2 protein-coding genes are annotated in these 6,185 nt (G+C 67.9%); one reads left to right on the forward strand and one right to left on the reverse strand.

The features are described from left to right. Positions 1-19: 19 nt before the first annotated feature. Positions 20-5,185 carry a multicopper oxidase domain-containing protein gene (locus ACN469_RS12970; RefSeq protein WP_498767633.1) on the reverse strand — a complete coding sequence of 1,722 codons (5,166 nt, stop codon included), beginning with the start codon at positions 5,183-5,185 and terminating at the stop codon, positions 20-22. Between the two features lie 578 nt (positions 5,186-5,763). Here ACN469_RS12970 and ACN469_RS12975 point away from each other — a divergent pair. Beyond that, on the forward strand, positions 5,764-6,185 hold a 422-nt coding region (locus ACN469_RS12975; RefSeq protein ID WP_498767635.1), incomplete at its 3' end, for a DUF4215 domain-containing protein.

A 6,185-nucleotide genomic window follows, 5' to 3' on the forward strand; every position in this document is an offset into this window, starting at 1 on the left:
AACCGACAGCGGCTGACCGCTACTGCACCCGGTACACGCCCCACAGACCGCCGCCGCTCCACAGGAAGCTCGCGTGGTCGCGGTACATGTAGTCGCCCTTGACGCTGGAGGCGCCACCGGCTCCGTACTCCGGAATCATCGTGTACGACTGCATCACCGACGCGCCGCCCTGGGTGGAGATGATGGGCGAGGTGGCGTTGGGGCCCATGACGCGCGACTGGCTGCCCGCGCGCCACGGGTTGCGGCGCCACTCCGCGCCATGCATGGAGATGGCGTGCTGGCGCGAGTGGCCCGACGGATGGCCGAACCGCCAGCGCAGCGGGTCATTCACCTTCGCCCTGAACACCGGCGTGGCCGGGTCCCCATGTTTCGTGGAGCTGAGGATGTCGCGCAGGTCGAAGTCGTTGATGGCCTCCGGACTCGTCTGCGGGGGCACCCCCAGCCGGGCCCACAGCGGCTCGGTGCGGTAGTTGAAGCCCTTCTGTCCGGTGTCCTGCGAGTCGTCGATGCCCGACGTGTTGCGCAGCGCCGTGTAGCTCTCCAGGCCGTCCGTGTCCCAGAAGGTGGAGTCATCGCTGTGCAGGCCCAGGTCGTCCTGGAAGAGGGCGACGAACTCGCGGAACGTCTCCGGCTTGCCGTCGGCCCCGGTGTACGAGACGTAGGCCTGGGCCTCGGTGCCGGGGTCCGCCGTCCAGGAGGCGTCGGTGGGCTCGATGATGAGCGCGCCGATGGCGCCGTGCATGCCGTGGTTCACCACGTCCGCCATGTTGCGCAGGTTGACGATGCCGAACTCCATGGGCGTCCTGCGGCCCCAGGGGAACGGCGTGCCGAACGGCGAGCTCTTGAACTCACCGGCGAACCACCGGTACGTGCGCGCGCCGCCGGGCGGGACCGTCTGCACCGCGTTGAGGCCCACGTTGGCGCCGTCGTCCACGTTGACGTCGTAGTTGACGAGCTGCGGATGCAGCGACACGTGGTTCGACATCCGCACCTGGTTGACGTTGAAGCGCGGGGTGATGGCCGAGTGGTGAGCCCAGATGTTCGACTTTGGCAGCGTGGTGGAGGGCAGCCGGTTGGTCAGGATGACCTGGATGCACTCACCCGCGCGGGCCCTGAGGATGAGCGGCTCCGGCTTGCGCGTGCCGGCCTTCAGCCCGCCCAGGTGCGCGTCCTGCGCGAAGATGATGGCGTCCGGGTCGTAGATCTTGTGCACGTCGTTGTAGACGAGCCGCTTGCCGGCGAGGTGGTTCTTCGCGTCGATGGCGGAGACCCGGTACAGCCGGACCGGCGCGCCCTTCGGACACGAGTCCGTCTTGATGGGCTTGATGCCGAACCACTGGGCCGCCTCGTATTGGAGGACCAGGTCCTTGTCGACGCGGAGCATCCCCTCGCGGTCGGCCATGACGTGCTCGACGGTGCGCTGCTTCACCGGCTTGCCCGTCTCGTCCACCTCGTAGGAGTCCTGCACGGAGTCGCGCTCCTTCTCCGGGTCCAGCACCTCCAGGCCCGCCTCGTCGGGCAGGTCCAGCAGGGTGAACGGCGGGTAGGCCTGCGCCTCTCCGTTCGCAGCGCCCCTGGCGACCGTCTGGAGCTTCGGGTTCTCGTCCGCGGCCAGCAGGGCCACGTCCGCCAGGGTGCGGGTGTTTCGCAGCCGGTTCTTGGTCGTCCGGAGGATGCCCCACATGCCGTTCCACAAATCACCCGTGGAAGCGCTCATGTACATGTAGTCCGCCGTCTCGTACGGGCCGATGATCTGCGGCAGGCCGCCGGTCAGGTTGAACTCGAACTTCTCCGAGATGCCGATGGCCTGCGCGTTGTAGAAGCCGCTGTCCGGGTCGTACAGCTCCTTGAGCCACTTGTTGCCGTGCAGGGTGAAGGAGTGCTGCTCCTCCTGCGCGCCCTGGATGAGGCGGATGCGGATGTTGTCGCCTGGGTTCGCGTACATCACCGGCGTGTACGGGTCGCCGTGGATGTCCGAGCGGAAGACGTTGGCCATGTCTCCGCGCGTCCCGCTGCGCTGCACCCTGTCGCTGCAACTGATGCGAGTGGAGATGCGGTGGGGGATGGGCTCGTTGTGGTAGTTGATGGTCATCCCGCCCGGGTCAGCGGCGCTGATGGCCTCCGGCATGGGCGTGGTCTCGAAGCCGACCGCCCACGGCAGCTTCTCCTCCTTGTAGTTGGGCGGGTTCACCGGCTTGCCGCACTCGTCGTAGAGGGGCACGTAGTCCGCGAAGGCGATGGCGAACTCGCGGAAGCTGTTGGCCGGGTTCGCGGTGATGATGTCCGCGCTCCAGCTCGTCGGGCCACCGTCCGCCACGCGCGAGCCGTAGTAGATTCCCGTGCGCGGGTCCCTCCACTTGGAGCCCTTCGGCTCGACGATCAGCGCGCCGTAGAAGCCGTGCTGCTGATGTGACGACGGGCCGAAGTGGTCGTGGGTGAACACGGTCTCCAGCGGGTGCTCCTTGCCCGAGTCGCTGAGCAGCGGGTCCGCCCACCAGCGCTGCACGGTGGTCTGCGCGGTGCCGGGCGCACGGGGGATGCGCGGGTGGGACGCGGGCGCGGAGAGGTACACGCGCGCGCCCGTCTCGCCCACGTTGCCATCCGCCACGAAGGCGCCGCCCGCCGCGTTGGCCAGGTGGATGCGGTGCGCCACCGTGTCCGAGGACAGCGTGCCGTCCTCGTAGTTCCAGCCGTTGCCGGCGCCGTCCGCCGCCGTCACGTCGAACTTCACCAGGTGGATGTGCTGCCCGATGACGTCCGTCGGCGTGTAGATCTGGAAGTCATCCGGTGCCAGGTGCGCGGGGATGATGTTGGTGGCGTAGAAGTTGATGCACTCGCCTGACTCGGCGCGGAAGAAGAAGGGCTCCGGAGGCCGCCTGCCGTCCTGCGTGGCCGCCACGTCCTCGTTGAGCACCATCAGGCGCGCCTGCGGGTCATGCCAGCCGGCGCGGTTCACCCGCTGCATGGCGACCTGCAGGTAGGTCGCGCGGTAGTTGCGCTTCGTCGTGCGCGACGGACACGGGTCCGCGAAGGGCGCACCGGCGACGGGCGGCCGGCCGTTGACGAGGAACCTCCCGGTGCCGCCCAGCGCGGTGTAGCCGGGGTAGTACTTCACCGTCTCCGCGAAGGCGGGGTCGTTGTGCAGCGGCACGATGGACGGCGCGGTGGCGCCGGCGGCGCTGGGGAAGTCGCCGGAGTGGAAGGCCATGGCGGCCTTCTCCGTCGGGGTGCCGGCGTGGGGCAGCAGCTTGATGTTGAGCGCCGTCGGGTCCACGTCGAAGCGTCCCGAGTTGCCATAGGCCACCGGGCCCACCGCGTTGGTGACGATGTGGCGCGGCAGGCCTCCGTCGAACTCCAGATCCAACGGGGCCTGGGGCGTCCGGCGGCCCGGCATGCCCGGGATGTAGAAGGGGAAGCCGGGGAACGCGGGCCGCGTCATCACGCCCGAGGGCGTGCTCACGGTGGTGGCGACATACGTGGGCATGGGCGGCATGGCCCGGCTGGGGATGGGGATGACGGCCGGGTTGGGGGTGCCGTTCTTGATCTCCGCGTCGGGCAGCACGCGGTCCTTGGTGCCGGCCTCGAACACGTCATGCACGCGCCACAGCGCCCACATGCCCTGGGCGAAGTGGGGGTACAGGTGACAGTGGTGGATGGAGTCGCCCACCGTGAGGTTGCGGTTGCCGGAGCCGCCGAAGTTGATGTCGTAGGTGAAGGCCGAGCCGGGGCCGACCGTCTGCGAGTCCAGGTAGTTGGAGTCCTGGGCGCCGGGCGAGTACTTCCACTGATGCGCGTGCAGGTGGAAGACGTGCGTCTCCGCGGGGCCCGCGTGGATGTTGCGGATGCGCACCGGGTCGCCCAGGTAGCTGTGGTGCACGTTGGTCGGGTCGTCCGGATAGAGCGCCGCCACGGCCTTGCCGGAGGCGTCCTTCTCCACGTTCATCGCCGGGTCGCCATTGGCCCAGGACTCGAGGAAGAACTCCTCGTACTCGCAGGTGACGCAGTCCTTGGTGGGGCCAATCTTCGCGCGGTTGGCGATGAGCTCCGCGCCCAGGCCCGCCACGCCGTAGTTCACCCCGAAGCCGTCGCGGACGCTGTGGAACGTCGGGTTCCACTCCAGCTCGTCGAAGGCCTGAACCGCCTTGATTTCATCGTGGTAGATGGCGGTGAGCTCGCGGAAGTGGCCCTGGTCGATGGACGTCTTGGTGCCCACCGACGTGCTCGTGTACCCGGTGATGATGGCCTCCAGGTCGCCGTGGCGGATCTTCCGGCTGGAATCCAGGATGGCCAGGTGGGGACGGCCGGTGCCATCCACCGCGTTGTACTGGATGAGCGGCGTGCCGTCCGGGTTGGTGCCGGTGGTGACGGCCTTGAGCACGCCCTCGCTCACCTTGGAGCGATACCAGGTGCTGTTCGGAGGCTCGACGTTGACGGCGCCGAAGAGGCCCTGCGCGGTGGAGCCTCCATCGCCCTCGCCGCCGAACGAGGCCCCCATGCTGTGGAAGAAGAAGACGCCCTCGTGGTCCGCGTACCACGTGTAGTCGAGCGTGCCGCCGGAGGGCACCAGGCTGCTCGGGTTGAAGCCGACGTTGGCGCCGTCCGAGAGGATGTTGCGGTACTGCAGGCCCTGGATGTGGATGGACGCGTGACGGGTGGCGGGGGAGTTGTCGCGGTGGTCGTTCTCCGCGTCCTGCTCCTCGCCGAGCCAGAACCACCGGCCGCCCACCGCCTCGCGCTTGATGAGCGACTGGACGGGGTCATACGAGAGCGTCCACACCCAGAGGGGCAAGAGCTTGCGCAGGATGCTGAGCGTGGTGGAGCCGCCGGCCCTGCTCGGGCCGGGCTGGGACTGCTCCGGGCTGGGAATCGCCGAGCGGGTAGGCGCCAGCCAGTTGAAGAACTTCACCTGGAGGCAGTCCCCCACGTTGGCGCGCAGGGTGAGCGGGCGGGGGCGCTTGTTCGTCTTCAGCCGCGCGTTGCCGGGCCCCACGGGCTTGCTCGGGCTGATGGCCTCCACGTCCTCCTTGAGGGCGTAGATCATGCCCGTGGGGTTGAAGGAGCCCAGCCGGTTGTAGGTGTAGACCTGATCCAGCGCGACGACATCCGCGAAGACGGTCCGCGCGCAGGTGGGCTCCGCGAGCGCCTGGGGAGAGGAGCCCACCGCCTTCTCCTGCGTGGGCGCCATGGGCTGGTGGCCTGGCGCGGCCTGCTGAGTGGACGCGTCGGCGCCGTCCGGTTGACAGGCGAGGCTGGAGACCAGCGCGATCGCCAGAAAGGAACGTCCGAGCGCGGGCGCGACCCGGCCTCCGGGGAGGGGTCTCCCCCCCGGTTGTTGTCGTTTCTTGGTTGAAGACACACTTCCCCCTGTATCGCCCCGGCGAGGGCGATTCCCTGATTAATCCGTCAGGCGCGACTTGTATGTTTCTGAGAGCTTTCTCAAGAAACACAGACATGCAGTCCGTGTTTCCGATGTCTCACTATGGGTGCCGCCCACGCAAAGTAAACACTCCGCGTAAGCGTCCGGACTCGCGGCACTTCGCGCCCGCACCGGCAGGCTGTCTGAGAGGTTTCAAAGGAACCGCGATGTGGAGGTCATCCCGTAGAGCCTTGGAAACACGGGAATTGCCTGAGTTTTCCTGGGGTGGAAAGTACCCCTGGGGTTGCATTTTGCTACGGTGTCGTTGAAATTTTGCTGATTGAACGATGCATGACGGTTGTAGGATTCGGGCCCCCGCAGGTCTGCCACTCTGGAGCGTCCCCTACATGTCCTGGTCTTTCCGCCAACTGCTGGCGCCGCTCGCGGCGCTGCTCCTGGTCGTCTCAGCTTGTGATGGTGACGACGACCCTCCTTCCAATCCTGTCTGTGGCAACGGTGTCGTCGAGAGCGGCGAGCGCTGTGACGACGGCAACAGGACCAACGGGGATGGATGTGAAAACAGCTGTCAGCTGACGCCTGATGCGGGCTCGGTACCTGACGCGGGCGTGCCGGATGCCGGTGAGCCGGATGCGGGCCCTGTCGAGACGGACGCGGGTACGGATGCCGGTGAGCCGGATGCGGGCCCGGTGGAGACGGACGCTGGCACGGACGCCGGTTCCGTGGAGACGGACGGTGGTCCTGTCGAGACGGACGCTGGCACGGACGGTGGTCCTGTCGTGGTGACGGACGCGGGTACGGATGCCGGTCC

Source organism: Corallococcus terminator (assembly GCF_049194865.1).
In the GTDB taxonomy this organism is placed as follows: Bacteria; Myxococcota; Myxococcia; order Myxococcales; family Myxococcaceae; genus Myxococcus; species Myxococcus terminator_A.

What these genes read in the sequence shown, in the direction of transcription:
- ACN469_RS12970 (WP_498767633.1), bottom strand. Translation starts at nt 5,185, where the DNA reads ATGGCGCCCACGCAGGAGAAGGCGGTGGGCTCCTCTCCCCAGGCGCTC.